The following is a 22,473-nucleotide window of genomic DNA, read 5'->3' as shown; positions in this document are numbered from 1 at the left end:
GAAGCCTGTCTGGCCGACCTGGCGATAGCGATCCTCGACGAAGCCACCGACGAAGCCGGCAGCCATCATGTGGCCGAAGTGGAACGAGCCGCCGCGGTGGTGACCCGTGGTCGCACCGCACTTGTCTCAGCACACCGTCTCGACCAGATCAGGTCTGCGGACATCGTCGCCTTACTTGATGATGGCGTGGTCACCGAGCATGGGCCACCCGATGAACTCGTCGCAGCCGGCGGTGTACTCGAACAGATGTGGAGTGCACGGACGGAACGGAGAACGCCCGACAACGACCTCACTTCGCGCCTCTCTGACCGACTCACCGAACGACCGAACGACCCGGAGGGCCACATATGAGCAGCTCGATCCGATCCAACGAAACCACGACGACCGTTCGCGACGCGGCGGGCGCCGGAGGCTCCGATATCGTCGATGTCCTCGGGGTCGGTTATGGTCCGTCCAACCTGGCTCTGGCGATCGCTGTGGCCGAGCACAACAGCGAGTCCGGTGAGCCGCCGGTCCGCGCACGGTTCGTCGAGCGTCAGGAGGAGTTCGGCTGGCACCCGGGGATGTTGCTGCCCCGGACCACCATGCAGGTCTCGTTCCTCAAGGATCTGGTCACACAGCGCAATGTGCAGAGCCGGTATTCGTTCCTCGGCTACCTCGCCGAAGTCGGCCGTCTCACCGACTTCATCAATCACCAGACCTTCTTCCCCACCCGGCGCGAATTCGACGACTACCTCCGGTGGGCGGCCCGGACCGTCGACGCCCATGTCGTCTACGGCTCCAGCGTGGTCGCGATCCGAGATGCCGGCGACCATTTCGAGGCCCGTACAGACGGCCGCAGCAAAGGCGTCGCACGAGCGCGCAACATCGTGATCTCGACCGGATTGGTCCCCCGGATGCCAGAAGGAGTGAATCCTTCGCCGCGTGTGTTCCACAATCACAATCTGTTGGGTCTGCTCGAGGATCTGCCGAGCACTCATCAGCGGCGGTTCGCCGTCCTCGGCGCCGGACAAAGTGCCGCCGAAACAGTCGAGTATCTGCACTCGACCTATCCGGATGCCGAAGTCCATGCGGTCTTCGCCAAGTACGGTTTCAGCCCGGCCGACGACAGCCCATACGCCAATCGCATCTTCGATCCGGGTGCCATCGATGACTTCTACGCCTCGACGCCGGAGTATCGAAGGAGGCTGCTCAGCTATCACCGCAGAACAAATTACTCGGCCGTTGACCTCCCTCTGATCGAAGAGCTCTACGCCCGTGAATACGATGAGCGCGTCGCCGGCCGGCGACGCTTGTTCATGCACGGAGCCTCGCGCGCGGTCAGGATCGAGGATCGTGGTTGCGAGGCGCTGGTCAGGGTCGCCAATGAGCCGACGGGACTGACCGAGGACCTCCATTGCGATGCGGTCGTCTGTGCGACCGGCTTCGAGCACATGAATGTTGCCCCCATCCTCGGAAAACTGGCCGACGATGTCGTGTACGAGGAGGACGGCCCCGCCGTGACGCGCGACTACCGTCTGGTGACGCGACGCCCCACCAGTGGTGCGATCTACCTCCAGGGCGGAACCGAACACACCCATGGGATCTCGTCGTCGCTGCTGTCCAACGTCGCGATACGCACTGGGGAGATCGTGCGATCAGTGGCTCGCGACCGGAACGTGATGCCCGGTCGACGCTAACGGCTGGTCAGGGGTCTGCCGCGCCAGTTCATGCGCCAGGCGACTGTTTGCACAGCTAAAGGAAATGTGGCGGGTTTCTTACAACATAGCGACAAGCGGCCGTAGCGATGCTGCCAATTATTCTGGATCCACTATGTGTAAAAGGGCCGACATAGGTATTGGTTTGCCGATCGTAAACACGCAGTACAAATCCGTCTCTCTGGATTCCTACGGTCGTGCCAATTGCCTGGGCTGCTACTGAGTTGTTAATCCTTGAAATGTAGCGCACAAGCGGCCCGAGCTTCGTAGCGAGCACGACTTCTTTGGAGAATTCATCCTCGTGTAACGTCGACTCCTTATATGTGAGAAAGGATTCCTTCTCGTGAAGGAGGGGAAATAGGCGCATATCCGTTTTAGGTCCGATGGAAATCAAAGCATCCTGCTTGGCGACCCGGTAAATCTGACGGGCCGCATTCTCGGCGGGCAACTCGCTGTCGATAGACAGGTGTGGGAACATCCAGTAAGAAAATACAGCGTCGAACTCTTCGCCTGGGAGAGTTTGGGAGATTCTAGTGGCATCGCCGGCGACAAAACTGATGTTTCCAGGGGCATCGGCCCTGGCCCTGTCGAGTATGAAAGGGTCACTGTAACCAAAATCAAAATTGATCCAACGGACGTCTGGCCGTGCCCCAGCCACCGTCGTTCCGAGGTTGGAGAGGCCCGCACCGACATCGAGTACGTTTGCATGGCGAGGCAGGTAGTCGATAAGCGAGTCAAGGCTATCAAAATGGTGCCGTTTTGCCAGAAGCTCGGCGTTCCGGTCGGTCGTAGGAGCTGACTCGTAGATGGTCTTTCCGTCACTCTCACAACTCATGGTTGGACTATATGCGATATGCCCGCGTCGCCGAGGCGTTCGGTCCCGACGAACCTCACGCCTTCCCTTTTTCCTGCTGGGACTGTGAACCCTCCAGGGTCTCTGGTGGAGACCGTATACGCCCCAGGAGAATGTGGTCATGGCAGCACTGAAGGAGTTCTATGCGGAGACGCGGGCGAAGGCGGTTGTTCGTGCACGGGGCCTCGCGCGTCATCCCCTCCTGTGGGCCATTTTGACACCTCCCGTGAACGCGTCATGGCAGCCGGTTACGTGTGGTGCGGCCGTGCAGACCACGGCCTGACCATGCCACGCACCGATAGGCGACAAAAGTCATCACCAGCACGATCACGGCGACGGCGGCGATCAACTGCACACCGGCGAATGTTCGAGCGACATCGGCCGCCTCTTCCACTCTCCCCGCGACCGCCCGGATCGCCCACGAGTAAGCCGAGGTCTCGGCGACCTTGTTCAGCGCGAGGGGCGATCCGGTCATGGCGGCGATGTCAGTGGACACGGGTCGGATGAACCGTCGCCGTGCGGGGGCGGTTCGTGTCGATCCACTCGGGTAGCCGGTCCGGCAGTCGTTCGCGCAGCGTGACGAGCACGGCATCGACGAGACCGGGGACGACGAGTGCCGCGACGGCTGCGACGGCGAAGGCCGCGAGGACGTCGGAGAACCAGTGCACGCCCAGGTACAGACGGGTGAACGCGGCCGCGGCACCGATCAGCACCGCGGACGCGATCGCGATCGTGCGGACCCGCCGCGAGGCTGCCGACGTCGCGACGACCGCGGTCATCAGCGCCAGCGCACATGTCCCGGTGACATGTCCCGACGGGTAGGAGTACGTCATCTCGGCGGTGGCCAGGTGATACTGCATCGGGGGCCGCGGACGTGCCACCAGGACCTTGGCCACCTCGGTGACGACCCCGGCGCACGCGACACCGGCGAGCACGGCGGCGGCACGGCCGACGTTGCGGTCGCGCATCACCAGAACCGCGGCGATGGCAACTGTCCACATCACGACCATCACCGGACCGAACGCGTCGGAGATCAGCGAGATCACCGACATGGAACTCGCGCTGCGATGGGCGACCATCCAGTTCATGACCGCCTGGTCGACGCCGAACGGGCCGCTGTGAAAGGCCACGAAAACGCCGACGATACCGACCAGTGCCAGCAGCAGTACCGCCGCCAGCCTTCTCACCCACACTGATGCCATGGTGATGATGCTGGTCGCATCGCGCTTAGGAGACGCTGAGTAACACTGCAGAGCCGCTGCGCGCCCGATTACTGTCGCTGTGGTGCGGGTTCGTCTGTCGCGGTTGGCACGGTGGGTGGGTGATCGGATGAGACCCGTCCGTAATCGCCTCACACTGCTCGCCACCGCCCTGGTGACGGGTGCGCTCGCCATCGCGGCCGTCGTGCTGGTCCTCGTGATCCACCACGTCCTGCTGCACGTCGCGGACACCTCGACCGCGGCCCGAGCGAAGTCGATCGCCGACGTGGTCCGCGACGACGGCATCGAGGGGGTCGAGTCGTCGCTGCTGATGCCCACCCGCAATGTGGACATCGTCCAGGTGATCGATGAACAGGGACTCGTGCAGGTGACCAACGGTCCCGCCGGGTCGCGGCCACTGGCCACCCCGGCGGCGCCGGGGAGCCAGGAGGTCATCGACGGCGGGCGACCGACGCCGTCGAGTCCGGAATACCGCGCCACCGTCGTCGGCATCGCCACCCCGAACGACGGTACGGTCACGATCGTCGTCGGCGCCTCAGAACGCGATATCAACTGGCTTGTCCTCGTCGTCGGCCTGATGTGCTGCATCGTGTTCCCGCTCATCGTCATCGGAATGGCGGTACTCACCTATTACTTCGTCGGCCGGGCCCTCGAGCCCGTCGAGCAGATCCGCCGCCAGGTCGACGACATCTCGGGCGGTGAACTCGACCGGCGGGTACCGGTGCCGACCACCGGAGACGAGATCGCCACACTGGCGACCACCATGAACGCGATGCTCGACCGTATCGACACCGCGCGGACACAGCAGATGCGGTTCGTCAACGACGCCTCGCACGAACTCAACGCCCCGCTCACCACGCTGGTGGGGCTGCTCGATCTGGCCAGCAGCAAAAAGCAGGTGATCGACACCGAGACCGTCGACACCGTGATGATGCCCGAGGCACTGCGCCTGCAGGGGATGGTGGCCGACCTGCTGCTCCTGGCCCGAGCCGACGAGCACGGAGTGCCGCTTCGGGTCGCCGACGTCGACCTCGACGAGATCGTCAGCGCCGAGGTCACCCGGCTCGAGGCGCTCGGCCGACACCGCATCGGCGCGCACATCGTCGCCGCGCGGGTCCGCGGCGACCGCGAGAAGCTGGCACGGGCGCTGCGCAACATCGCCGACAACGCCGCCCGGCACACCCAGGACCGACTCGACTTCGAGATGAGCGTGAGCGACGACCGGACTCGCGTGACGGTGACCGTCGCCGACAACGGCGCCGGAATCCCCGACGTCGACAAGCCACGTGTCCTGCAACGGTTTGTGCGGCTCGACACCACCCGCAACCGCAGCAGCGGAGGGTCCGGGCTCGGGCTGGCGATCGTCGACGAGATCATCCGCGCCCATCACGGCAAGGTCGTCATCGCCGACACGCCAGGTGGCGGCGCCACGATCGGGTTCACTCTGCCGATGACGCCCTGGGAACCGTAGAGGTCCGGGCTCAGCCACCACCGTCGGCGGCGAGCCGGTAGCCGACCCCGCGGACCGTCTCGATCGCCTTGCATCCGAACGGTGCGTCGATCCGCCGGCGCAGATAGCTGGCGTAGACCTCGACGACGTTCTCGTCGCCTCGGTAGTTGATGTCCCACACCGAGTCCAGGATCTCGGCCTTGGTCACCACCTCACCCTTGTGCCGCATCAGGAACTCCAGCATCCCGAACTCACGGGGCGTCAGCTCCAGCACGGTGTCGCCGCGTTTGGCGACGTGGGCGGCCGGATCCAGCGACAGCGAGCCCGCCGTCAGTACCGGGGGGCGTTCGGGCGCGCCGCGGCGCGCGAGGGCCCGCAGCCGTGCGATCAGCACGACGAAGGAGAACGGTTTCGTCAGATAGTCGTCGGCGCCGAAGTCGAACGCGTCGGCCTGGTCGTATTCGCCGTCCTTGGCCGTCAGCATCAACACCGGCGTCCACACCCCGCCGCGGCGCAGTTCACGGACGACCTCGTAGCCGTTGAGGCCGGGCATCATGATGTCGAGGATGATGACGTCGAAATGGTTGTTGCGGGCCTTCTCGAGGCCGCTGACGCCGTCATAGGTGACGTCGACGACCCATCCCTCGGCCACCATCATCCGCCGGACCGTCTCCGCGACATTACGGTCGTCGTCCACTACGAGAACGCGCACGTCTCCACTATCCACGCTTCACGCGGGTGGCGTCGCGTCACTTCTGCCAGCCGATGTCCTCGATCGGGCCGATGTAGAACTGTCCCGCCCCGTAGTTCGCGAGCTTCTCCTTGACCGCCACCATCGACGGACCGTTGTAGAGCGGCAGATCGGAGAACTGACCGAAGGCCTCACGCTCCACCTTGTTGCCCTCCTTGATCTGCTCGTTCGGGTCGGAGATCTGCGCTACTGCCCGGATCTTCGCGTCCAACTCCGGTGAACCGGCACCGGCCTTGTTCAATTGCGACCCCTCGCACCAGATCTGGCACAGATAGGCCATGCCGTACGGATCGGAGGAACTGAAGCCCATCAGGAAGACATCGAATTCCTTGTTCACCACGATCTTCGAGAACTCGGCACTGCTGCGCGACTGGACGGCGAGATCAACACCGATCGACTTCATCATGGCCTGCAGCGACCGGGCGATGTTCGCCACGGTCGGCGAGTCGCCGGTGACGGGCATTGTCAGGGTGAGCCGTTTTCCGTCTTTCGTCCGGATGCCGTCGGAGCCCGGTGTCCAGCCCTGGCCATCGAGCAGCGACTTGGCCTTGTCTTGGTTGAAGTCGACGACACCGTCGAGGTTGTCCTCGTAGCCGGGTTCGAAAGGGAACAATGTCAGTGACCCGGGCAACTGCTCGCTGTAGTCGAGACCGTTGAACCGCACCTTGGCCAGCGTCTCGCGGTCCACACCGGCCAGGACCGCCTCCCGCACCTCGGATGAACCCAGCAATGGCGCATCGAGATTGACGACCATCAACGACACCCCCGTCGAGGCCGAGGACCGGATGTCGATCCCCTGCATACCCTGGACCTGCGCCAGGTTCTCCTTGCTGGAAACGCCGATGGCGTCGAGTTCACCGTTGCGGAAGCCGTTGATGGACGCCTGATCCTCGAGTTGGCGGTAGATCCGCTGGTCCAGTTTGCCGGGATTGCCCCACCATTTCGGGTTGCGTTCGAAGATCACCACGCCGGTCTGGGAGTCGTAGGACTTCACGGTGTACGGTCCGGCACCCCACTCGGGATGCGGCTGTTGGATGTAGGCCTTGTTGAACTGCTCTGCGGTCGCCACCTTCGGGTGCAGCAGGTAGTTGAAGAGTCCGTTCGGCCAGGCCCACACGCCTTTGAACCGGACGATCGCCTGACGGTCGTCGACACCCCGGGTCACCGATTCGATCTGGTCGTATCCGTCGGACGACCCGACCACATACGACGGATCGGTGCCACGGGAGGCGACCCAGGTGTTGACGAAGGCGCGATAGTCGATCGGGGTGCCGTCGTTGTAGAACGCCTTCGGGTTGATGGTGTAGGTGACCACCGTCTTGCCGTCCTCCAGCGTCGTCTGCACGTCGGTGAGGTAGTCGCGGTTGAACGAGTAGGTGCCGTCCGGCGCGAAGTACGCCAACGTCGGGTTGTACCAGCGCCAGAGGCCGAGCGTGTAGGCGGTGCCGTCGGCTTGGAAGGTGTTCCACTGTGGTGACACCTCGGGCAGCGCGGTGGTCAATGTCCCACCGTCGCGGATGTTGTCCCGCGGCTGCTCGTTGAGTTCGGCTCCGGATGTCTTCGGCGTCGTCGACGAGTCGCTGCCGCCCGAGCCACAGCCTGCGACGAGCGCAACCATCGCCGCGACCACCACAGCGACGACCGCCGGGGCCGTACCGAGACGTTTCACCGTGCTACCTCCTGTATCGGGGACAAGACCTTCTCGAAGTGATGACATGCCGCCTCATGCGAGGGGGTGGCGGTGGCGACGACACGCAGTCCCGGAACCTCTGTCCGGCAACGATTTCGATGCTCCTCGTCGAGTTCCGCATACAGCGGACACCGACCCGCGAAGGAGCACCCCGCGTATTCCGCTGTCGGTGAGGGCTGTTCACCGGTCAGCAGGATCGGTCGCCGATCGCGTTCGACGACGGGGTCGGGTACCGGTACGGCGGACAGCAGCGCGCGAGTGTAGGGATGCGTTGGCGCATCGAAGATCTGCTCGGCGGTACCGACCTCGACGAAGCCGCCCAGATACATTACCGCGACCCGGTCGGCGGCGTGACGGACCACCGACAGATCGTGGGCCACGAGAAGATAGGCGATCTCGGAGTCGCGCTGCAGCCGCGCGATGAGGTTCACGATGTCGGCCTGCACCGAGACGTCGAGCGACGACAGCGGCTCGTCGAGGATCACCAGCGCCGGATCGGTGATCAGCGCGCGGGCGATCGCGATGCGCTGTCGCTGACCGCCGGAGAACGCGATCGGGTAGCGGTCGGCATGAGCCGGATCAAGTCCGACCCGCCGCATGAGCCCGGCAACCCGCTCGCCCACCTCAGATCGCGACATCCCCAGTGCACGTAATGGTTCGGCGATTATGTCGAATGCGGTGAACCGCGGATCGAGGGCGCTTGCCGGGTCCTGGAACACCATCGACATCCTGCGGCGCAGCACGCGCGCGGACCGCTTCGACATGGTCGCGGGATCGGTGCCGTCGACCCCGACGACGCCTTCGGGTTGGGTGAAGTCCATGAGTTCACGCAGCGTCGTCGACTTACCGCTGCCCGACTCCCCGACGATCGCCAGCGTCTCGCCCGCGTGGAGGTCGAAGGAGACACCGGTGACCGCTCGCACGGTGCCCACCCGCCGGCGGAGCAGTCCGCCGGTCAGCGGGAACTCCTTGCGCAGACCGCGTACCCGCAACACCACGGGACGGCTACCGGGCGCGTGGGGGCTGTCGACGGGAACCGGGGCGTCGTCGACGGGATTCTGGGTGTCGGGGGCGAAGACGGGACTGCCGTCGATCGTCTGGTCGTCGCCGATCTCTCCGGATCTCAGGCACGCCGCCACGTGAGCGTCGGCCACCGATTCCAGAGCCGGCTCTCGCTTCCGGCATTCGTCGCCGACGATCGGGCAGCGCGGCGCGAACGGGCAGGCATCCGGCAGGTCGATCAGGAGCGGTGGAGTACCGGGAATCGGGGTCAGGGCGTCGGTACGTCGGTCGACCCGCGGTACCGCTCCGAGCAGTCCGATCGTGTACGGCATCCGGGGGGTTCGGAAAAGCGCGTCGACACCTGACTTCTCGACGGTCCGGCCGGCATACATGACCACCACGTCGTCGGCCGTTCCGGCGACCATGCCGAGGTCGTGGGTGATGAGCAGCAGTGCCGCTCCGGTTTCGCGCCGCGCCTGCCCGAGCACCTCGAGGATCTGCGCCTGGATGGTGACGTCGAGCGCGGTCGTCGGTTCGTCGGCGATGATGACTTTCGGGTTGTTGGCGATCGCCATCGCGATCATCACCCGCTGCCGCATACCGCCGGACAGCTCGTGGGGGTAGGCGCGGGCCCGCCGCGACGGGTCGGGGATGCCCACGAGGTCGAGCAGTTCCACGGCACGCTCGGCGGCCCGACGCTTCGGAAGGTCCTGATGTGCCAGAACTGCTTCCGCGATCTGATCACCGACGGTGAAGACGGGGGTCAACGACGACAGCGGATCCTGGAAGATCATCGCGATCTCGTTGCCACGCACTTTCGACATGGCCACGTCGTCGAGACCGATCAGCTCCCGGCCGCGCAGTCGCACAGAGCCCGACATCCTGGCGGTATCCGGTAGCAAGCCGAGCACACCGAGCGCGGTCACCGACTTCCCGCTCCCCGATTCACCGACGATGGCGGTCGCCGAACCGGCGGCGAGATCGAACGACACACCCCGGACCGCATGCACGCGGCCTGCCTCGCTGCCGAACTCGACGTCGAGGTCGCGCACTGAGAGGACGGGTTCGGCAGTACTCACGCGTGCGCTCCCGCCGACGATGTCGGGTCCAGCGCGTCGCGCAGGCCGTCGGCGATCAACGCCATCGACACGGTGAGCAACACCAGTGTGCCGGCGGGGAAGTAGAACAACCACGGCGACGAGGTCAGCGTTCCGGTGCCCTCCTGCAGCAAGGAGCCCAACGTCACATCGGGGACTTGGACACCGAAACCGAGGAACGACAGGGCGGTCTCGGCGAGCACTGTGGCCACGACTCCAAGCGCGAAGTTGATCACCAACAGCGAGGCCAGGTTCGGCACGATGTGCCGCGCGATGATCACCAACGGCGGTTCGCCGAGATACCGTGCTGCCCGCACATAGTCGTTTTCCCGGATCGACTGCGCCATCGAGTGGATCACACGGGCCAGCATCATCCACCCGGTCAACGTGAGTACCACGATGAGCCAGCGCCAATCACCTCCGGTGCGACTGGAGATGAGCGCGAGGATCAAGAATGTCGGTACCACCAGCAACAGGTACAGCAGGCCGAGTACCACGGCCTGCACCCGCCCGCCGAAATAGGCCGCGCCGGCACCGACGAAGGCGGCGATCACGATCGTGCCCAACGACACCGTCACCGCGATCACCAGCGATCGTTGCAGCCCGTGCACCACCTGCGCGTAGAGGTCGTTGCCGGCGTCATTGGTGCCGAACCAATGCTCCGGCGACGGCGGCACACCGAGCGCGGCGAAGTCGACATCGGAGTAGCTGTACGACGTCAGCAGGCCCCCGAACAGCGCGAAGAGCACCAGCAGCACGAACACGGTGAGACCGCCGAGCGCGGTCCGGTTTCGCGCGAACCGGGTGGCGATCAATCGCAGTCGGCCACGCCGACGACGGGCGACGGGTACCTCGATGCTCTCCTGGGTGGGGCCCACACCGTCGGCGATCGGTCCCCCGGTTTCGCTGACCAGCGGGACGTTCGCGGTCGGTTCGGCCCGGTTCCGGCGATTCGCCGGCCATGGCTCGCGCCGGTTCGGTTCGGGTGGCAGCGTCACCACGGCAGGCTCCTCAACGGTCTCGTCATCGACACGGTTCTCACCGCACCCGCGGATCGAGGCTGACCACTGCGACGTCCGCAAGGATCGCACCCACCGCCGTGACCAGTGCACCGAACGCGGCGACCGCGACCACGCCGTGCACGTCGTTGGTGTTGATCGACGTGACGAAATAGCGGCCCATGCCCTCCCACCCGAAGATCGTCTCGGTGATGACCGCGCCGGTGAACACCGCCGGGATAGCGAACGCCACACCGACCGCGACGGGGATGATCGCGGTACGCAGCGCGTGTCGTCGTACCGCCACCCCGCGGGTGAGTCCCTTCGCTCGGGCAGTGCGGACATAGTCGGCGTTGATGGTGTCGAGCAGGAGCGACCGCTGCAGCATGTGCAGGCCCGCGTAGGAGACCACCACCAGCGTGATCGTCGGCAGGATGAGGTGCTGAATCCGGTCGACCAGGACCGGGAGGAAGCCGTGGACGTCGACGCTCGACGATCCCGACACCAGGAACACGGTGTGTCCAACCTGCTGGTTGATGGTGATGCCGAGCAGCACGACGGCGAGGCCCGCAACCGCGACCGGGACGACGAACATCACGATCGAGACGAACTGCCAGGCGCGGTCGGAGAGCCGGTACTGGCGCAACGCGGTGTACACCCCGAGAGCGATGCCGAGCAGTGTGGAGATCACGGTGGCACCCGCGATGAGCTGCGCCGATGCGGCCAGACGGAAGCCGATCTGGGCGTTGACGCTGGTCCCGACCGGTGTGGCACCCCAATCCCAGTGCACCACGACGCCCTCGAGCCAGGTCCACCAGCGCTCCAGGATGGGTGTCTTGTCGTTCAGGTTGTAGCTGTCGAGGGTGGTATCCACGACCTGCGCGGGGAGCGGTGGTTTGCGCTGTGCGTAATTGGATCGGGGGTCGAGAAACCACGATGCGAGGAAGTACGTCAGGTTCGTCGCCAGAAAGACCAATACCGCCCACCCCGCGATGCGCTTGGTGAGGTAACCGATCATTCGGCCCATTCTGGCAGTGCGGGCCATCGGATGCGCGACATCCGGGTCGAACTAGGCTCGGGTCATGGGTTGGAACTACCTCATGGACATGGACGGTGTACTGGTCAGAGAGGAGCACCTGATCCCGGGCGCCGATGCCTTTCTCGCCGAACTGAAAGAGAACGGGACGCCGTTCATCGTGCTGACCAACAACTCCATCCGCACCGCACGCGATCTACGCGCCCGGCTGCTGCGCACCGGGCTGGACATCCCCGAGGAATCGATCTGGACGTCCGCGCTGGCGACCGCGCGTTTCCTCGATTCCCAACGACCGGGAGGCACCGCCTACGTCGTCGGCGAATCGGGTCTGACGACGGCACTGCACGAGATCGGCTACGTGATCACCGATTCCGATCCCGACTACGTGGTCCTCGGGGAGACCCGCACCTACTCCTTCGAGGCGATCACCACCGCCATCCGGTTGGTCGAACACGGCGCCCGGTTCATCGCGACCAATCCCGACGCCACCGGCCCGTCAACCGCCGGCTCCCTGCCGGCCACGGGCGCCGTCGCGGCGCTCATCGCGCGCGCCACCGGGCGCGAACCCTACTTCGTGGGGAAGCCGAATCCGCTGATGATGCGTTCGGCGTTGCGCCAGATCGGCGTGCACTCCGAACACACGCTGATGATCGGCGATCGCATGGACACCGACGTCGTCTCCGGCCTCGAGGCGGGCCTGCAGACCATCCTGGTTTTGTCCGGCATCTCCACCCCGGAATCCGTGGAACGTTTCCCCTACCGTCCGACCCGCGTCATCGCGTCTGTCGCCGACCTGGTCGGCCACACCCAGAATCCCTTCCCCACCGAAAGCTGACCCTTCCGGCCTCACCTCCCCAACCCAACCCCCTCGCGTCCACAACCCCGGCACGCCTCCCCACGCCCCCAGCACGGCAGCCGAGAGCACCCGGTTTTTCGCCAACCTCACCTCCCCAACCCGACCCCCTCGCGTCGACAACCGCAGCATCGCCCGCGACGCCACCAGCACGGCGGCCGAGAGCACCCGGTTTTTCGCCGACAGCACCCCAGACAACGCGACAGCACCCGACTCCGAAAACGGAATCGGGTGCTGTCGGCGAAAAACCGGGTGCTCTCGGCGCGAAACGCGCCCCGCGCCTCGCGCGAAAACGCGCCCGGGAACCTAACCCAGCGCCTTCGCCTTGAGAGTGTCGAACTCCTGCTGGCTGATGGCACCGGAGTCGAGCAATGCCTTGGCGTCGGCGATCTGCTCGGCCGGGCTCTTGGGAGAGGCGACGGACTGGATGTAGCTGTCGGTGGCGGCCTTGGCCTCCTTGACCGCCTGCTCCTGCCGCTCGGCCATGCCGCGGCCCTTGACGAGCAGATACACGATGGCCGTGATGTAGGGGACGATGATCAGGAAGATGATCCAGATCGCCTTGATCCAGCCCGACGACTCCTTGTCACGGAACAGGTCGACGATGATGTGCCAGAGGATGATCAGGTACGCGACGAACGCGAAGATGACGACGGTGTACCAGATGAAGTCCCAGAATGAGTTCCACATGGGAAGTATTCCTGCTTTCTGTCTGAGGTCGGGTTCCGACGATCCTCGTCGGTGCGTCCATAGCTTCTCACATGGCAGTTACCACAGCGCGGATTGACTACGATTCGTTTTCATGCAACTGCGGCTGGACACCTTCGGCGACATCACGGTCGACAATGCCGGCCAGCCGCTGACCGCGGCCCAGACCATCCGCAACGTGCTCGATCAGGCGGTTCTGGCCGACGACGTCGGTGTCGACTTCCTCGGTGTCGGTGAGCATCACCGCGACGACTACGCGATCTCCGCGCCGGAGGTGATACTCGGCGCCATCGCGGCCCGAACCTCCCGCATCCGACTGGGTTCGGCAGTGACGGTCCTCAGTTCCGACGACCCGATTCGGGTTTACGAGCGCTTCTCGACGATCGACGCACTTTCGGACGGGCGTGCCGAAGTGATTCTCGGCCGAGGCTCGTTCACCGAATCCTTCCCGCTGTTCGGCTTCGATCTGACCGAATACGAGGAGCTGTTCAGCGACAAGCTCTCGCTGTTCGCCCAGCTCCGTGACGGCGAGCCGGTCACCTGGTCGGGTTCGACGCGGGGACCGCTCGCCCGGCAGCCGGTGTACCCGCCGCTCGAGAAACCGCCGCTGCCCACCTGGATCGCAGTCGGCGGCAGCCCGGAATCGGTGATCCGCGCCGCCTCCTATGGGCTGCCCCTCATGCTTGCGATCATCGGCGGTGACCCACTGAGGTTCTCGCCCTACGTCGACCTCTACCGGCGGGCGCTCGGCGAGTACGACGGACCCACCGATCTACCGGTCGGCGTGCACTGTCCGGGCCACGTCGCCGACACCGACGAACAGGCGCGCGAGGAGCTCTGGCCGCACTACCGGGGTTATGTCGCGCGCATCGGTGCCGAACGCGGCTGGCCACCGCCCACGCGGATAGAGTTCGACCGGTCTGCGGACCCGTCCGGAGCCCTGTTCGTCGGCTCCCCCGAGACCGTCGCCACCAAGATCGCCGCGACGTCGAAGGCGCTGGGGCTCAGTAGGTTCGACATGAAGTATTCGCATGGCACGTTGCCCCACGCCAAGCTCATGCGCAGCATCGAACTCTATGGGACGCGGGTGATCGGGCGGGTGCGCGAACTACTCAACGACAGCTCAACGTGAGCAGGAAGTCCCCCGCATCATCGGTCCAGGAACGCACCTCGCGCAGGCCTGCCGCGGCGAGTTCGCCTGCAAGGTCTGACGGATCGAACTTCGTGCTGATCTCGGTGAGCACCTCGGTGCCCGCGGAAAGCTTCCAGTGTCGTTGTAGCACTGCGAAATAGACATCGATATCACGGCGCGCTCGCAGCCACATCTCGATCCGATGGCGGCCGGGGTTCCATCGCGCGATGTGATCGAAATCGTCCGCGTACAGGCCCTGTGCGTCGAGACCGGCGCGCAGCACCTCGATCATGTTCCGGTTGAAATCCGCGGTCACTCCGGCCTTGTCGTTGTAGGCAGCGACAAGCCGTCCGGTGTCCTTGATGAGATCGGCACCGAGCAGGAAGTAGTCCCCCGGACTCAACACCGCCGCGAGCCGCTCGAGAAAGACCGCACGTTCGGCATCGTCGAAATTACCGATGGTACCGCCGAGGAAGACCGCCATCCGCGGACCCGTCGACGGCGGCAATACCAGACCCGGGCTGGTGAAATCGGTCACCATCGGGTGTATATCGATCCCCGGATAGTCAGAGGCGAGGACCGCGGCCGACGATTCGAGGATCTCGGTGCTCACGTCGAGCGGAACGTAGGTGACGGGGCGCCCGAGGGTCGCGGCGCGATCGGCGAAGGCCTGCAACAACAGTCGCGTCTTGGTCGATGTACCGGACCCGAACTCGACGAGCATCTCCGCATTCGTGGCCTGCGCGATGTCGGCGGCGTGTGCCTCCAGGATCGCGGTCTCGCGCCGCGTGGGGTAGTACTCGGGCAGCCGGGTGATCTCGTCGAACAGTCGGCTGCCACGCTCGTCGTAGAGCCATTTCGGCGGCAGCGTCGGCGGATACGCCCACAGCCCGGTGACCGCGTCGGCGGCGAGCGGGTTGTCGATGTCGACCGTCATCGCGCCAACCTCAGCCCGGAGAAGACCCATCGTGCCGGCGCAGGGAAGAAGTTGCGGTAGGTCGCGCGTTCGTGTCCGGGAGGGGTGATGGCGCTGGCGCCGCGCAACACGTGCTGATCGCACATGAACTTGCCGTTGTACTCCCCGACCGCACCGTTGGCCGGGACGAAACCCGGATAGGGCAGATAGGCGCTGGAGGTCCATTCCCAGACGTCGCCGATCATCGTCGTGCCGGCCCGGCCGGGATGGCAGCGTGTGGTGTCGAGCAGCTGTCCGCGAGCCGATCCTCCGGTGAGCGCTGCGGCTTCCCATTCGAATTCAGTCGGCAGCCGCGCCCCCGCCCACCGCGCATACGCGTCGGCCTCGTAGAAGCTGACGTGGACCACCGGTTCGTCGGGGACGACCCGCCGGCGCCCGGAAAGGGTGAATGTCGTCCATTCGCCGTCGGCCTCGCGCCAGTAGCCCGGGGCGCGCCAACCGGTCTGCTGGATGTGCGCCCAGCCGTCCGACAGCCACAACTCCGGGCGGCGATATCCGTCGTCGCCCATGAACGCCCGCCATTCGGCGTTGGTCACCGCGCGGTCGGCGATCTCGAAATCCTCGAGGTAGACGCGGTGGCGTGGTCCCTCGTTGTCGTAGGAGAATGTCGAAGCCCCGTCGGGCACGCCGATCTCGGTGACGCCGCCGGTGATCGGACGCCAGGTGAGGGGTGGGATCTCGCCGGCCTCATCGATCTCGCGGTCGACGTAGACGGGGTCGAACGCGTGGGTGGAAAAAAGGTGCTTGATGTCCATCAACAGCAGTTCCTGATGCTGCTGTTCGTGGTTGCACCCGAGTTCGACGAGGGCGATCGACGCATCGTCGAGCGCGCCGCGTTCGAGAAGCCCGATCATCGCATTGTCCACGTATTCGCGGTAGTGACCGATGTCGGCAACCCCTGGACGCGTCACCAACCCCCGTTCGGGCCGTGGATGGCGCGGTCCTACGGCCTCGTAGTAGCTGTTGAACAGGTAGCGGTAGGTCTCGTCGTACACGACGTATGTCGGGTCGTTGCGGAGGATGAACTCCTCGAAGAACCACGTGACGTGCGCCCGGTGCCATTTCGCCGGGCTGGCCTCGGTCATCGACTGCGGTGTCTGGTCCTCGGCGGACAGATGCGCCGTGAGGGTGTCGGTCAATCCCCGGACGTCGAGGAATCTGCCGACGAGCGACGACGAAACCGGCGTCGCTCGATTGATGATGCTCATTTGGTACCTCCCGTGTGCTGTGTGCCTCGGTCGGGTGAACCGGGGCGGACGGGCAACCCTGGCCTCCATCGTCACCACGGTGGCAAGGGCTGTCAACGAGGTCACGCGCGGCGACGACGACGTCCATGACATCACGGAGTACCGACAATTCCGCGTCACCGCCGACCACCTCGGCGAGATCGCCCGCGGGTTGGTCACCGCTCCCGAGTCCCTCGCCGATCTGACGCTGCGCGCGCTGGGCACCGACCTGGCGAGCCCGGCCGCGGCGGCCGTCGAGTCATCGTCGCCGCCTGGCACCGAGACGGACGCCGGGAGATCCGTTGTGCCCTACGACGACCGGTCAAGATCAGTGCTCGAGGCGACCGTGGCGACCGCCGTGGAGATGGGCCACGATTTCATCGGTACCGAGCATCTGCTGCTCGCGTTGTTCACCGACCCGGCCATGTCGGAGACACTCTCGTCCTTGCACGTCGATGCCGCGGGCGCGCGGAGCCACGTCGTGGAACTTCTCGCGGAATCGAGACACTGACAGGTCCGCACGCCCCGACGTGGAGGCAACCCCTCAGTCCACCTGGCTGTCGGCGCGTTCGGACGCCTCCATCTCGTCGGCATCGATGTAGTGCATCGCGGCCTCCTCGGCCGACGCGCCCGCACCGTCGATACCCACGTCGGTGGCGAAGGATTCCTGATCGTCGTGCGCACCGGTGCCCTCGTCCGGGGAGATCAGTCGGCCGGCTCGCCGCACACCGGCCTGATCGGTGTCGTCGTAGTCGTCGTCGCGGTCGGATTCATGCGAGCGCCAGTCCCTCTCGGCGTCGTCGAGCGGATCCGTTGCGCCGACGTCGGGCGTCTCCTCGGCGAGTCGTTCGTCGAGCGTCTCCCCCGTTCGCTGTTCGGCGGTTGTCAGTCCGCGGCGCGCCCCGCTCGGCCGATGGTCCGGCGGTGAGAACCCTTCGTCGAGGACGTCGTCGATGCCTCGGTCGTCAAGGGTGTCCTCCGGCTGGAGCTGGTCGTCGTCATCGAGGCTGTACTCGCCGTCCGACCCTTCCGGGGTGCTGCCGATGTCGTTCACAGTGATCACGATGCCAGCCGCCGACGACCGGATCCACCAACACGGCGAAAGACCCGCCCAAGGTCCCGGCCATATCCACCGGATTCATACGACGATGACACGACGCGCAGGCGCCAAACACTGTTGACCTCGGTTGGTGTTCCGTATTCTCCCTGCCATGACCACACCGCCCGATCCGAACAATCCCGACTCTGACTCCGCAGCCGGCGGGACCTCCGGGCAAACCCCGGACCCCAACGCAAGCGGCGGATATCCGCCCCCTTCGGGACCGCCGCCGTCAACGCCGCCACCGTCGTCGCCGCCGCCCGGCTCCTACCCTCCGCCGGGGAGCACCCCACCGCCGCCGCCCGGCTCGGGGTATCCGCCGCCCGGCGGATACCCGCCTCCCGCAGGCGGTCCGAGCGGTGGATACGGGAGCCAGCAGGGTGGATATGGAGCGCCCCAGGGCGGTTATGGGACCCCCCAGGGTGGCTACGGCACCCCCGGTGGCTACGGCGCCCCACAGGGCGGTTACGGCGCACCTCAAGGCGGTTACGGCGCACCCGGGTACCCGCCGGCCGGATACGGCGCCCCGGCGCAGCCGGAGTTCTCGGTCGGCGCCGCCATCAGCTACGCGTGGAATCGATACAAGGAGAACCCGCTGCCCTGGATCCTGGTGATCCTGGTCGGTGGCGTCGTCACGTCGGCGATCAACTGGATCGGTTCGGCGTTGTCCGGCAGCGACGGCGGTTGGGCCATCTCGACCATCTTCAGCATCATCGCGGCCGTCGTCGGCTGGATCTTCCAGGGCGCCTACGCACGAGGTGCGCTCGACGAGGTCAGCGGCACCAAGCCGGATTTCGGCGCCTTCTTCCGGATCCCGTTCGGCCCGGTCATCCTCACCGCACTACTCGTCGCCATCGGCACGGTGATCGGATTCATCCTGCTGATCATCCCGGGCATCATCTTCGCGTTCCTGGCCTACTGGTCGATCACCTTCGTGGTGGATCGCAACCTCGACCCGATCGAGGGGATCAAGTCGAGTTTCTCGGTGATCAGCAAGAACGTCGGACCGCTACTCCTGCTCGCGCTCGCCAACATCGGCCTGCTGATCCTGGGTGCCCTACTGTGCCTGGTGGGTCTGCTGGTGACGTTCCCGCTGACGGTCATGTCGAGCGTCTACGCCTACCGCTTCTTCACCGGGGGACAGATCGTGCCCGTCGGACTGGTCGCGCCGACAGCGCCGCCGCCCTACCCGCCGACTCAGCAGTACTGAGCCGCTTCGGTACTCGCACACCTGACCGACACGACCGGGCCGCCACCTCATCGGGTGGCGGCCCGGTCGCTTCGCATTTCCCAGGGGTACCCGGTTTCGGTTGGGCACCGTTTCCGCGCGAAATCGCCCATCACCGGCCCGCGTCCCCGACAATGATGAAGATGATCGACGAGATGCAGGTGGAGGCCGAGGCGTTCCTGGCCGCCGGCGAATACTCTCACGCTCTGGCCGAGTTCTCGGTGCTCCGCGAGATCCGGTCCCGCCGCGAGGGGCCGTACTCGGTCAAGTACCTGTCGAACCTGCACGACTGTGTCCGGTGCATGTCGCATCTGCACCTATGGGCCGATGCCACGCCGCTGTGTCGGGAACTGCACGGCAAGTATGTCCGGACCCACGGTCCGGCCCAGTCCGACACCGTCGACGTCGCCAAGCACTGGGCGTGGGCGCTGCTCCACCTCCACGACTACCCGCCCGCCGTACGCCTGTACCTGACCACCGCCGACGCGCTGTGGGACACCGATCCGCAACAGGCCAAACGACTGTTGGCGGCTGCGGTCGCGCACCGCGCAGAGGCCGATCCCGTCCGCATGATGACCGCCGACACGCCACTCATCGACAGCGCACGACTGTCACACAGTCACGACGTGCTCGTCGCGATCAACCGCTTGATCGACGAATTACCCGCCGACACGGCGACCGCACGGGCGGAGGTCACCATCGACGGGCTCATCGTGGCCTGAGGTCATCCGGCACTCGGTCGAGACCTCAGACGGTCTCGACCTTCTTCGGCAGGATGAACAGCGTGACGACGCTGATGACGATCAGCATGATCGCGGCGATCCACACGAAGGCGGTCCATGCCAGGCCCGGGATCGTCATCATCACGATGCCCGCGATGATCGAGACGGCACCGGAGAGAATCAACAGCCAGCGGGGTGCGTGCATCGACCCAGTGATCGCTTGTGCGAGATCGGCGACTCCCTGGAAAATCCAGGCGATACCGATGAAGATCGCCAACAGCCACAGGGACTTCTCCGGGTTGAACAGCGCGATGATCCCGGCCGCGAGAATCAGCGCACCGACGAGGCCGAGCAGCAAACGCCACCCACCGGACAGCAGCGACGCCGCGAACGCCGCATAGATGCGGAACAGGCCCGCGACGATCAGCGAAATCCCGAATAGCACCGCGATCACCAACAGCGTGACGTTGGGCCACACGAGCATCATGATGCCCAGCACGATTCCGATGATCGAGGTGGTGATCATGGTCGTCCGGACGAAGGCCACCGCCTCGTTCGGCATCTGCCTTGAGTAATCTGCCATTGTCATGACCGAAGGTTAGTACGATCCGCAGGGCTCGACACCACATTGACCCGCCGAACAGAAGGGAAATTCGTGTCGTCGATCGCCTTTTTCGCACGCGAAGCACACACAGCGGAGACCGATCCCGACGACGACGCGCAGATCTCCTACGCCCCGACCCGATTCGCGCGCAGCCTGTGGGCACCCGGCACCCTGAACGGCCCGGCCGTCTGCGCGGTCGCCGCGCGGGCCGCGGAGGAACGCTTCTCGCTCACGGGCTTCCGTCCCGCACGCTTCACCATCGACTTGTTCAAGGTGGCCAGGGAGATACCGACGTTCACCCGTGAGCGGCTCATCCGCGACGGCGGGCGGATCAAGGTGGCCGAGGTCGACGTGGTGCAGCGCCACGGCGACTCCGAGGTCCACGTGGCGCGCAGCACCACCGTGTTCGTCAAGGAGTCCACGAATCCGCCGGGCGAGCGGTGGACACGGACCTACGACGGCTTCCGGCCGCCCGAGGCCACACCCGACGACCTGCTGCCGTGGTTCGGTTCCGGGGGACCGGGAGCCGGGGACGGCGGTCGGATGCAGTGGGATCAGGACATGGGCGCCCATCAGGACAACCGTCGCAAACGACTGTGGACGCGTGCGGTGTCCACCCTGGTCGGCGAGGACCCGACGCCCTTCCAGCGAGCCGTGATCAGCGGGGAATCGACGAGCCTCGTGGGAAATTGGGGTTCCACCGGGATCGGTTTCATCAACTGCGACCTGACCGTCTCGCTCACCCGACTGCCGGTCGGGTCCCGCATCGGGGTCGAGGCCGACACCCATGTCGAGGCAGACGGCATCTCGACGAGCACGGCCCGCCTGTACGACCGGGACGGGCTGTTCGGCGTCGGCCTCGTCACCGGCGTGGACAACGCGGCCGCCGAGATCGATTTCACGACCGTCGACCGTCGCGGACGCTATAGCGAAGGCTGAGACCGCAGTTCCGACCGCACTCCACTCGGTTACAGCGCGGTCTCCGTACGGCCTTGATAGGGTCACGCCATGGTGGGGCGCATCCTGCGATCGCGACGATGGAAATCCGGTGTGGCCGCGTTGTCGCTGACGGCCGCGCTCGGCGTGGGCGTGGTGACGGCACCGGTGGCACAGGCCGGTCCGGTGGCCGCGGGCCCGGCGTCGATGGTCACGCGGCTGACGGGGCCGTTCTCGCTCAACGACACGATCGCACGCTACGACATCGTCGGCACCGATCTGGGTGTCATGTGGGACAACGGCCACGGGGAGATCCTGACCGCCTTCGGTGACACACAGTCGTTCAACGGCTGGTCGCTGCTCTACGGCGATCTGTTCTACTGGCGTTCCAATGTCCTGCTGCGCAGCTCCGACCGCTACCTCGCCGACGGGATGTCGTTCACCTCCCACGCCGGTCCGCCCGGACACGCCAAGCGTCTGCTGAAGCCGAACGTGCACAAAGAGATCACCATCATCCCGACCGGAGGTGTCGCCGCCAACGGCAAGCAATACCTCAACGTCATGTCGGTCCGCCACTGGGCGCAGCCCGGCATCTGGTACACGAATTGGTCCGGCCTGACCGTCTCCACCGACAACGGTTCGAATTGGCGCGCCGTCAACGCCTTCCGCCCCAACGGTGGCGGGAACAAGAAGTTCCAGATGGTCGCCTATCTCAAGGTCGGCGACACCGTCTACACGTACGGCACCCCGGATGGCCGTTGGGGCGCAGTCTATCTCGCCCGTGTCGATCAGAAGAACATCGAACGCCTCGGCGCCTACGAGTACTTCTCGTGGGGGCGCTGGGTGCGCAACAACCCGGATGCGGCCACTCCGGTGATGGGAGCACCCACCGGCGAACTGTCGGTGGCCTGGAACGACTACCTCGGCAAGTTCATCTCCCTCGGACAGAGCGACCGCGGCGTGGTGATGCGTACCGCCGACAACCCCGCCGGTCCGTGGACCTCCGGCGAGATCGTGGTGCCGGCGAACAATCCGTACAGCGGGTACGCGCCCTACATCCATCCGTGGTCGACCGGCAGCACGCTCTACTTCACCTACTCGATCTCGACGGGCTATCAGGTCTACCTGATGCGGTTACCGCTGCTCCGATCCTGACCGACCGGGTCGGGTGCCCACCACGCGCGGAACACGTTGC

Annotated in this window: 23 protein-coding genes; 10 read left to right on the top strand and 13 right to left on the bottom strand. The window is 65.6% G+C overall.

From position 1 onward, the window contains the following. Positions 1-351: P-loop NTPase family protein (locus tag GORHZ_RS31430; RefSeq protein ID WP_006336965.1), on the top strand; the 351-nt coding region annotated here is incomplete at its 5' end. After that, on the top strand, positions 348-1,679 hold the full coding sequence (locus tag GORHZ_RS21835; RefSeq protein WP_006336964.1) for a lysine N(6)-hydroxylase/L-ornithine N(5)-oxygenase family protein: 1,332 nt from the start codon (positions 348-350) through the stop codon (positions 1,677-1,679). The genes GORHZ_RS31430 and GORHZ_RS21835, both read left to right, overlap by 4 nt. A gap of 55 nt (positions 1,680-1,734) precedes the next feature. Here GORHZ_RS21835 and GORHZ_RS30280 read toward each other — a convergent pair whose 3' ends face one another. The 3 genes from GORHZ_RS30280 to GORHZ_RS21825 all read right to left on the bottom strand — a co-directional run bounded on the left by GORHZ_RS30280 (position 1,735) and on the right by GORHZ_RS21825 (position 3,752). Continuing rightward, positions 1,735-2,532: a class I SAM-dependent methyltransferase gene (locus GORHZ_RS30280; RefSeq protein WP_006336961.1), complete on the bottom strand. Its 798-nt coding sequence runs from the start codon at positions 2,530-2,532 to the stop codon at positions 1,735-1,737. 253 nt (positions 2,533-2,785) lie between these two features. Beyond that, the gene (locus GORHZ_RS21830; RefSeq protein ID WP_169330688.1) at positions 2,786-3,025 is read right to left on the bottom strand and encodes a hypothetical protein; all 240 of its coding nucleotides are present in this window, start codon (positions 3,023-3,025) and stop codon (positions 2,786-2,788) included. A 10-nt stretch (positions 3,026-3,035) separates the two neighbouring features. Then, positions 3,036-3,752, bottom strand: coding sequence for a phosphatase PAP2 family protein (locus GORHZ_RS21825; RefSeq protein WP_051999029.1), 717 nt, complete (start codon positions 3,750-3,752; stop codon positions 3,036-3,038). A gap of 127 nt (positions 3,753-3,879) precedes the next feature. Between GORHZ_RS21825 and GORHZ_RS21820 the strand changes: the two genes are divergently transcribed. Continuing rightward, complete coding sequence (locus GORHZ_RS21820) at positions 3,880-5,241, top strand: sensor histidine kinase (protein WP_006336956.1); 1,362 nt, start codon at positions 3,880-3,882, stop codon at positions 5,239-5,241. Positions 5,242-5,251: 10 nt separating this feature from the next. On the opposite strand, the gene GORHZ_RS21815 is transcribed toward GORHZ_RS21820, so the two are convergent. The 5 genes from GORHZ_RS21815 to GORHZ_RS21795 are packed head-to-tail and all read right to left on the bottom strand — an operon-like array spanning position 5,252 to position 11,776. Further along, entirely contained in the window at positions 5,252-5,932 is a 681-nt protein-coding gene (locus tag GORHZ_RS21815; RefSeq protein ID WP_040532917.1) for a response regulator transcription factor, read from the bottom strand. Positions 5,933-5,969: 37 nt separating this feature from the next. Beyond that, a complete protein-coding gene (locus GORHZ_RS21810) occupies positions 5,970-7,589 on the bottom strand; it encodes an ABC transporter family substrate-binding protein (protein WP_051999032.1) in 1,620 nt (539 codons plus the stop codon). Positions 7,590-7,636: 47 nt separating this feature from the next. After that, a complete protein-coding gene (locus tag GORHZ_RS21805) occupies positions 7,637-9,742 on the bottom strand; it encodes an ABC transporter ATP-binding protein (protein ID WP_006336953.1) in 2,106 nt (701 codons plus the stop codon). After that, the gene (locus GORHZ_RS21800; RefSeq protein ID WP_006336951.1) at positions 9,739-10,761 is read right to left on the bottom strand and encodes an ABC transporter permease; all 1,023 of its coding nucleotides are present in this window, start codon (positions 10,759-10,761) and stop codon (positions 9,739-9,741) included. Before GORHZ_RS21800 ends, GORHZ_RS21805 begins: the two co-directional genes overlap by 4 nt. A 37-nt stretch (positions 10,762-10,798) precedes the next feature. Beyond that, positions 10,799-11,776 carry an ABC transporter permease gene (locus tag GORHZ_RS21795; protein ID WP_006336949.1) on the bottom strand — a complete coding sequence of 326 codons (978 nt, stop codon included), beginning with the start codon at positions 11,774-11,776 and terminating at the stop codon, positions 10,799-10,801. A gap of 64 nt (positions 11,777-11,840) precedes the next feature. Here GORHZ_RS21795 and GORHZ_RS21790 point away from each other — a divergent pair, with 64 nt between their 5' ends. Next, on the top strand, positions 11,841-12,629 hold the full coding sequence (locus GORHZ_RS21790; RefSeq protein ID WP_006336947.1) for an HAD-IIA family hydrolase: 789 nt from the start codon (positions 11,841-11,843) through the stop codon (positions 12,627-12,629). 324 nt (positions 12,630-12,953) lie between these two features. Here the strand turns inward: GORHZ_RS21790 and GORHZ_RS21785 are convergent, their stop codons facing one another. Next, positions 12,954-13,337 carry an SHOCT domain-containing protein gene (locus GORHZ_RS21785; protein WP_006336945.1) on the bottom strand — a complete coding sequence of 128 codons (384 nt, stop codon included), beginning with the start codon at positions 13,335-13,337 and terminating at the stop codon, positions 12,954-12,956. Positions 13,338-13,449: 112 nt separating this feature from the next. On the opposite strand from GORHZ_RS21785, the gene GORHZ_RS21780 reads away from it, so the two are divergent. Continuing rightward, entirely contained in the window at positions 13,450-14,487 is a 1,038-nt protein-coding gene (locus GORHZ_RS21780) for an LLM class flavin-dependent oxidoreductase (protein ID WP_006336943.1), read from the top strand. On the opposite strand, the gene egtD is transcribed toward GORHZ_RS21780, so the two are convergent. Both egtD and egtB read right to left on the bottom strand, forming a co-directional pair. Continuing rightward, positions 14,468-15,424 (bottom strand): L-histidine N(alpha)-methyltransferase, encoded by a 957-nt coding sequence (egtD, locus tag GORHZ_RS21775; RefSeq protein ID WP_006336942.1) that lies wholly within the window; start codon positions 15,422-15,424, stop codon positions 14,468-14,470. The two genes, GORHZ_RS21780 and egtD, sit on opposite strands and share 20 nt — an antisense overlap. Next, positions 15,421-16,671 carry an ergothioneine biosynthesis protein EgtB gene (gene egtB / locus GORHZ_RS21770; protein WP_006336941.1) on the bottom strand — a complete coding sequence of 417 codons (1,251 nt, stop codon included), beginning with the start codon at positions 16,669-16,671 and terminating at the stop codon, positions 15,421-15,423. Before egtB ends, egtD begins: the two co-directional genes overlap by 4 nt. 79 nt (positions 16,672-16,750) lie before the next feature. Between egtB and GORHZ_RS21765 the strand changes: the two genes are divergently transcribed. Continuing rightward, positions 16,751-17,200 carry a Clp protease N-terminal domain-containing protein gene (locus tag GORHZ_RS21765; protein WP_157205309.1) on the top strand — a complete coding sequence of 150 codons (450 nt, stop codon included), beginning with the start codon at positions 16,751-16,753 and terminating at the stop codon, positions 17,198-17,200. A 33-nt stretch (positions 17,201-17,233) separates the two neighbouring features. Here GORHZ_RS21765 and GORHZ_RS21760 read toward each other — a convergent pair whose 3' ends face one another. Continuing rightward, positions 17,234-17,752: a DUF5709 domain-containing protein gene (locus GORHZ_RS21760; protein WP_006336939.1), complete on the bottom strand. Its 519-nt coding sequence runs from the start codon at positions 17,750-17,752 to the stop codon at positions 17,234-17,236. Positions 17,753-17,900: 148 nt separating this feature from the next. Here GORHZ_RS21760 and GORHZ_RS31350 point away from each other — a divergent pair, with 148 nt between their 5' ends. After that, positions 17,901-18,998: a DUF2189 domain-containing protein gene (locus GORHZ_RS31350; RefSeq protein ID WP_040532914.1), complete on the top strand. Its 1,098-nt coding sequence runs from the start codon at positions 17,901-17,903 to the stop codon at positions 18,996-18,998. 161 nt (positions 18,999-19,159) lie between these two features. Then, positions 19,160-19,738 (top strand): hypothetical protein, encoded by a 579-nt coding sequence (locus tag GORHZ_RS21750; protein WP_006336936.1) that lies wholly within the window; start codon positions 19,160-19,162, stop codon positions 19,736-19,738. Positions 19,739-19,763: 25 nt separating this feature from the next. Here the strand turns inward: GORHZ_RS21750 and GORHZ_RS21745 are convergent, their stop codons facing one another. Beyond that, on the bottom strand, positions 19,764-20,327 hold the full coding sequence (locus tag GORHZ_RS21745; RefSeq protein WP_040532910.1) for an HdeD family acid-resistance protein: 564 nt from the start codon (positions 20,325-20,327) through the stop codon (positions 19,764-19,766). A gap of 66 nt (positions 20,328-20,393) precedes the next feature. On the opposite strand from GORHZ_RS21745, the gene GORHZ_RS21740 reads away from it, so the two are divergent. Further along, complete coding sequence (locus GORHZ_RS21740; protein ID WP_006336934.1) at positions 20,394-21,281, top strand: acyl-CoA thioesterase domain-containing protein; 888 nt, start codon at positions 20,394-20,396, stop codon at positions 21,279-21,281. A 69-nt stretch (positions 21,282-21,350) separates the two neighbouring features. Then, entirely contained in the window at positions 21,351-22,433 is a 1,083-nt protein-coding gene (locus GORHZ_RS21735) for a glycoside hydrolase family 183 protein (RefSeq protein ID WP_006336933.1), read from the top strand. Positions 22,434-22,473: the final 40 nt, after the last annotated feature.

This window comes from Gordonia rhizosphera NBRC 16068, assembly GCF_000298195.1.
GTDB classification, from domain to species: Bacteria; Actinomycetota; Actinomycetes; order Mycobacteriales; family Mycobacteriaceae; genus Gordonia; species Gordonia rhizosphera.
The sequence above is the reverse complement of the archived record's forward strand: the minus strand, read 5'-3'. Positions and strand labels throughout refer to the sequence as shown.

Excerpts from the sequence above, each read along its gene's own strand:
- GORHZ_RS21780 (WP_006336943.1), top strand. The coding sequence starts at position 13,450 with ATGCAACTGCGGCTGGACACCTTCGGCGACATCACGGTCGACAATGCC.
- GORHZ_RS21795 (WP_006336949.1), bottom strand. The coding sequence starts at position 11,776 with ATGATCGGTTACCTCACCAAGCGCATCGCGGGGTGGGCGGTATTGGTC.
- GORHZ_RS30280 (WP_006336961.1), bottom strand. The coding sequence starts at position 2,532 with ATGAGTTGTGAGAGTGACGGAAAGACCATCTACGAGTCAGCTCCTACG.
- egtB (WP_006336941.1), bottom strand. The coding sequence starts at position 16,671 with ATGAGCATCATCAATCGAGCGACGCCGGTTTCGTCGTCGCTCGTCGGC.
- GORHZ_RS21790 (WP_006336947.1), top strand. The coding sequence starts at position 11,841 with ATGGGTTGGAACTACCTCATGGACATGGACGGTGTACTGGTCAGAGAG.
- GORHZ_RS21750 (WP_006336936.1), top strand. The coding sequence starts at position 19,160 with ATGATCGACGAGATGCAGGTGGAGGCCGAGGCGTTCCTGGCCGCCGGC.
- GORHZ_RS21830 (WP_169330688.1), bottom strand. The coding sequence starts at position 3,025 with ATGACCGGATCGCCCCTCGCGCTGAACAAGGTCGCCGAGACCTCGGCT.
- GORHZ_RS21735 (WP_006336933.1), top strand. The coding sequence starts at position 21,351 with ATGGTGGGGCGCATCCTGCGATCGCGACGATGGAAATCCGGTGTGGCC.
- GORHZ_RS21825 (WP_051999029.1), bottom strand. The coding sequence starts at position 3,752 with ATGGCATCAGTGTGGGTGAGAAGGCTGGCGGCGGTACTGCTGCTGGCA.
- GORHZ_RS21745 (WP_040532910.1), bottom strand. The coding sequence starts at position 20,327 with ATGACAATGGCAGATTACTCAAGGCAGATGCCGAACGAGGCGGTGGCC.
- GORHZ_RS21820 (WP_006336956.1), top strand. The coding sequence starts at position 3,880 with ATGAGACCCGTCCGTAATCGCCTCACACTGCTCGCCACCGCCCTGGTG.
- egtD (WP_006336942.1), bottom strand. The coding sequence starts at position 15,424 with ATGACGGTCGACATCGACAACCCGCTCGCCGCCGACGCGGTCACCGGG.
- GORHZ_RS31350 (WP_040532914.1), top strand. The coding sequence starts at position 17,901 with ATGACCACACCGCCCGATCCGAACAATCCCGACTCTGACTCCGCAGCC.
- GORHZ_RS21810 (WP_051999032.1), bottom strand. The coding sequence starts at position 7,589 with ATGGTTGCGCTCGTCGCAGGCTGTGGCTCGGGCGGCAGCGACTCGTCG.
- GORHZ_RS21835 (WP_006336964.1), top strand. The coding sequence starts at position 348 with ATGAGCAGCTCGATCCGATCCAACGAAACCACGACGACCGTTCGCGAC.
- GORHZ_RS21785 (WP_006336945.1), bottom strand. The coding sequence starts at position 13,337 with ATGTGGAACTCATTCTGGGACTTCATCTGGTACACCGTCGTCATCTTC.